Genomic DNA, 3,922 nt, shown 5'->3' on the forward strand with positions numbered 1-3,922 from the left:
GGTGGCGTACAAGCGGGTGCGGGAAGAGCTCGACGGCCTCATCTCGCTGTCCGACGACGCCGTCGACCGCCTCGAGAAGAAGGTGGCGCTGGAGATCACACCCGGCACGCCCCCGCCCACGAAACCCGACGCTTCGTCCCCCTGACCCGCGCAACCCGGCTCTTTCGTCCAGCGCACGGGTCTTCCTCGAGTGCACGGGAATCTGTCCGTCGACAACGCGGCCACTCGGCGACTTCTCGTGCACTCGACGCGCATGGCGCACCAAAGCAGACGAACGCGGGACCCGGCCGAAGCCGGATCCCGCGTTCTCACTCCGCGAGGGGAGTCAGATCACTCGGTGACCATGGTGTCGAACGCGTCGGGGTTCTCTTCAACCCACGCGGCGACGGCCTCTGCCTCTTCGCCCTCTTCGTACTCGTTCACGACCATGTTCTCGAGCGACGCGTACTGCGCGTCGTCGAGCTGGATGCCCGCGATGAGCTCAGCGGCCTCGGGGAAGCGCTCCGAGAAGTCGCTGGTGCCGAGGAAGTGCAGCGCCTCGGGCTCACCCATGGCGCCCTCGGGGTCCTCAAGGTCGCGCAGGTTGTAGGCGTCGTTGGCCCAGAACGGGCGCCACGACGTCACGACGATGTTCTCCTCGGCGTCCACGGCATTCGAGAGCTCCGTGAGCATCGCTGCGGTCGACGAGGTGACGAGCTCGTACGAGTCCTCCAGGCCGTAGGCCGGGATCATCGAGTCCTGCGTCACACCGGTCAGACCCGCGCCCGGCTCGATGCCGATGATCTGGCCGTCGAACATGTCGGCGTTGTCCGCCAGCTCGTCGAGCGACTCGATCTCCACGTAATCGGGGACCGCGATGGTCAGCACCGCGCCCTCGTAGTAGGCGCCGACGTCTTCGATGTCGTCACCGTACTCGTCCATGTAGTCCGCGTGGGTGACCTCGGGCCAGGCGGACGGGTACATGTCCACGTCGCCCTGCGCCAGACCGGCGTAGAGAGGGCCCGCTTCGGTGAGCTCTTCCATCTCGACCGTGTAGCCGATCTTCTCGAGCTGGTTCTGCAGCAGGTACGCGGTCGACAGACCGTCGGTCCACGAGGGCAGGAACCCGAGGGTGATGGTGCCCATGTCCTCGGCGGAGGCTTCGCCGCCGCTCGAGTCGTCCGAGCCGCCGGCGCAGCCCGCGAGAGTGAGGGTGGCCGCCGCGCCGAGCGCGACGATTCCCGTCAGCTTGTGGTTTCGCATTGTGATTCTTTCCTCTTCGGTGTTCTCTTCTGGTTCCGTATGAAGTTTTCTCAGGAGTGCCGCGCCCCGGCCGTGGCCGGCGCCTCGGCGGCAGCTCCATCAGACGACGCATCGTTCGCGGCCGAGGCCGAAGACGTGCGCTGCTCCGCGCGGCGGCGGGCGAGGGTGCCCCACAGCGACGACTTGTAGTCACCGGGGTTTCCGAGCGCGGCGGTCAGACGGTCGAGATAGACCGCGATGATCACGACGCTCAGACCCGCCTCCACTCCGCGCGCGAGATTGACGGTCGAGATCGCCTGCACGACCTCTTTACCGAGGCCGTCGGCTCCGACGATGCCCGCGACGACGGCCATCGAGAGGGCGAGCATGATGACCTGGTTGACACCGGCCATGATCGTCGGGGTCGCAAGCGGCAACTGGATTCCGCGCAGGATCTGCCCGGGCTTGGCACCGAAAGCGTGTCCGGCTTCGACGGTCTCCGAGTCGACGCTGCGGATACCCAGTTCGGTCAGGCGGACACCGGGCGGCAGGGCGAAGATGACGGTCGAGACGACGCCGGGAACCACGCCGATGCTGAAGAAGGTGATCGCCGGGATCAGATAGACGAAAGCGGGCATCGTCTGCATGAAGTCGAGCACCGGCTTCAGGATGGTGCTGACCGTGTCGTTCCGAGCGGCCCAGATTCCCAGGGGAATGGCGATGGCGACGGCGACCAGGGCGGCGATCAGCACCAAGGCCAGGGTCTGCATCGACGTGACCCATTGATCCATCGCCACGATGAGCACGAAGGAGACGATCGTACCGACGGCGAGTTGCCAGGAACGAACGAGCCAAGCCAGCAACGCGGCGACGAGGATCACGACGGGGATCGGGGTGCCGACGAGAATGTTGGTGAGGGACTCGACGAGCCAGCTGACCGAGACGGCGATCAGATCGAGCAGCCATTCGAGGTTGTCGCGGACCCAGTCGACACCCGACTCGATCCACTCGCCGATCGGAATGCGGAAACCATCCATCAGCGCACCTCCCCACCATCGGTGGCCGGCACTCCGTCAGGAGAGGCCGCCAGTACCGCGTCGATCTCGGTCGAAGGAATGGGCTGAGGCAGGATCGTGATCTCCGAGGTGTCGTTCATGCCGGGCCCGAGCGCGGCCAACAGGGTCACGCGGGGGATCACGCCCACCAGTCGCCCGTTGTCATCGGTGACGGCGAGGGGGAGCTGCGATTCGACGGCGGGGACGAACAGATTCATGAGCACTTCGTCCTGCGACACGCTCTGCGGCACAGGCGAGAGCACGGAATCGAGGGAGTTCTCGCCACGCCGGATGAGCTTCACGGCGTCGCGGTCTGTCACGATGCCTCGCAGCTCCTGGTCTCGGCCCACGACGTAAGCCGCCGACGAATAGGCGTCACGCATCTGACGCAGCGCGGTGCGTGGCCCGCCGCTCTCGCTCACGACCGGACGTGGGCGCTCCATCACGTTCGCTGCCGTCAGCACGCGAGCGCGGTCGACGTCTTGCACGAACTGCTCGACGTAATCGTTCGCGGGATCGGTCAGGATGTCTTCCGGCGTACCGACCTGCACGATGCGACCGTCGCGCATCACGGCGATGCGGTCTCCGAGGAACATCGCCTCGTTCAGGTCGTGAGTGATGAAGACGATGGTCTTCTGCAGCTTCTGCTGCAGTGACAACAGCTGCTCCTGCATCTCGCGGCGAATGAGCGGATCCAGCGCACTGAACGCTTCATCCATCAGGAGGATGTCGGTGTCGGCGGCGAGGGCGCGGGCGATACCCACGCGCTGCTGCATTCCACCGGAAAGCGCAGAGGGAAGCTTGTCTCCCCAGCCCTCCAGGCCGACCATCCCGAGAATTTCCTCGGCCTTGGCGAGCCGCTCGGCCTTGCCGACGCCCCGAAGCTCGAGCGAGTACGCGACGTTGTCCGCCACCGTGCGGTGGGGAAGCAGCGCGAAGTGCTGGAAGACCATGGACACCCGGTCGCGACGGATGCGACGCAGCGCCGCCTCCGAGACGTCGGTGATGGACTCGCCCTGAACCGTGATCGAACCCGCCGTGGACTCGTAGAGGCCATTCAGCATGCGGATGATCGTCGATTTACCGGAGCCGGACAGGCCCATGATCACGAAGATCTCTCCGGGCTTGACGTCGAAACTCGCGTCGATCACCGCGGCCGTCGCTCCCTGCGCGGCCAGATCGGAACGCGAAGCGCCCGACTTCAGCTTCTCGACGTTCTTTCGTCCGTCGCGCCCGAAGACTTTGAAGAGGTCTTTGACCTCGATCGCCAATTCGGATGTCACGTTCTACCTCAGCAGCCCGCGGGTTTCGCGTGCGGGCCTGCTATCGGTCACGCCCGGGTGACGGTCCTCGGCGTAGCGCGAACGGAGGTTCAGCGCCAGCGCAACCGGCGACGCACATCGGGTTCGTCGCCAAGACCGTCGACCATACGCTCCGCGCGGGGAGTACCAGGAATCAACCCACGCCAACCGCGGACTGGTCGTCGTCAGGCCAGAAGGCCAACATCCACCCTAACCCCGGTCGCGGGCGCGGGGCAAAAACGAACAGCAGAAGGTAACCCCATCGTTATTGACAGTTCACCCGAACCTGTTGCATGGTTAGTTGGTCAACTAATTAACCATGGGGGCGCAAGTGATCGAAGAAGG

The 3,922-nt window shown here is 65.4% G+C and carries 3 protein-coding genes; all 3 read right to left on the reverse strand.

The window, feature by feature from the left end:
• Positions 1 to 330: 330 nt before the first annotated feature.
• Genes B4E30_RS04050 through B4E30_RS04060 form a run of 3 tightly spaced genes read right to left on the reverse strand, consistent with a single transcriptional unit; the run spans position 331 to position 3,559 of the window.
• Positions 331 to 1,242: a glycine betaine ABC transporter substrate-binding protein gene (locus B4E30_RS04050; RefSeq protein ID WP_286793610.1), complete on the reverse strand. Its 912-nt coding sequence runs from the start codon at positions 1,240 to 1,242 to the stop codon at positions 331 to 333.
• A 50-nt stretch (positions 1,243 to 1,292) separates the two neighbouring features.
• The gene (locus B4E30_RS04055; RefSeq protein WP_286793611.1) at positions 1,293 to 2,258 is read right to left on the reverse strand and encodes an ABC transporter permease; all 966 of its coding nucleotides are present in this window, start codon (positions 2,256 to 2,258) and stop codon (positions 1,293 to 1,295) included.
• Entirely contained in the window at positions 2,258 to 3,559 is a 1,302-nt protein-coding gene (locus B4E30_RS04060; protein WP_286793612.1) for a quaternary amine ABC transporter ATP-binding protein, read from the reverse strand. The genes B4E30_RS04055 and B4E30_RS04060 overlap by 1 nt, the downstream gene beginning before the upstream one ends.
• Positions 3,560 to 3,922 lie beyond the last annotated feature (363 nt).

Source organism: Microbacterium sp. UBA3394, from assembly GCF_002358725.1.
Classification (GTDB): domain Bacteria; phylum Actinomycetota; class Actinomycetes; order Actinomycetales; family Microbacteriaceae; genus Microbacterium; species Microbacterium luteum.

Coding starts and splice junctions, on each gene's coding strand:
- B4E30_RS04055 (WP_286793611.1), bottom strand. CDS start 2,258: ATGGATGGTTTCCGCATTCCGATCGGCGAGTGGATCGAGTCGGGTGTC.
- B4E30_RS04050 (WP_286793610.1), bottom strand. CDS start 1,242: ATGCGAAACCACAAGCTGACGGGAATCGTCGCGCTCGGCGCGGCGGCC.